Source organism: Aeromicrobium sp. Leaf272 (assembly GCF_001422865.1).
Classification (GTDB): domain Bacteria; phylum Actinomycetota; class Actinomycetes; order Propionibacteriales; family Nocardioidaceae; genus Aeromicrobium.
The window spans coordinates 290,815-291,517 of record NZ_LMMY01000011.1; the positions used below are offsets into that span (position 1 = coordinate 290,815).

The window sequence follows — 703 nt, forward strand, 5'->3', positions numbered from 1 at the left end:
CCTGGCGCACCACCAAGCAGGAGATCACCGAGTTCGGAGAGGACCTGCGCGAGCACTGGGACGAGGGGCGCGCCAACCTCTTCGTCAACACGCCCGACATCCTCCCCGCGCACCTGCAGGTGGGGGGACCGGGCATGTTCGCCCTGCGCGCCGCCCTCGCGGCGACGCTGGCCCCCACCTGGGGCGTGTACGCCGGCTACGAGCTGTTCGAGTCCGCGGTGCTGCGACCGGGTGCCGAGGAGTACCTCGACTCCGAGAAGTTCCAGCTGCGCCCGCGTGACTTCGCCGGGGCCCTGGCCGAGGGCCGCTCCCTCGAGCCGTGGCTCACCCGGCTCAACGAGATCCGCCGTGCTCACCCGGCGCTGCAGCAGATGCGCACGCTGCACTTCCACCATGTCGACCACGACGCCCTGCTGGCCTGGTCCAAGCAGGACCCCGCCACGGGCGACACCGTCGTCGTCGTGCTCTCGCTCGACCCGCACGAGGCGCGCGAGGGCACCCTGTTCCTCGACCTGCACGAGCTCGGGTTCGACCACGACGCGCGTCTCGTCGCCCACGACGAGGTGACCGGCGAGACCTACGACTGGGGCGCGGCCAACTACGTGCGCCTCGACCCCGCGCGCACGTGCGCGCACGTCGTGCACGTCACGTCCCGATGACATCCCTTCCCCCTGATCCCACCGAGGTGATCGCATGACCGACG

At 71.1% G+C, this 703-nt stretch carries 1 protein-coding gene; it reads left to right on the forward strand.

What is annotated here, in order from left to right:
* The first annotated feature begins 371 nt into the window (after positions 1-371).
* Entirely contained in the window at positions 372-659 is a 288-nt protein-coding gene (locus ASF38_RS19725; protein WP_369815185.1) for a hypothetical protein, read from the forward strand.
* The last annotated feature ends 44 nt before the right edge of the window (positions 660-703 follow it).

What these genes read in the sequence shown, in the direction of transcription:
- ASF38_RS19725 (WP_369815185.1), top strand. Translation starts at nt 372, where the DNA reads ATGCGCACGCTGCACTTCCACCATGTCGACCACGACGCCCTGCTGGCC.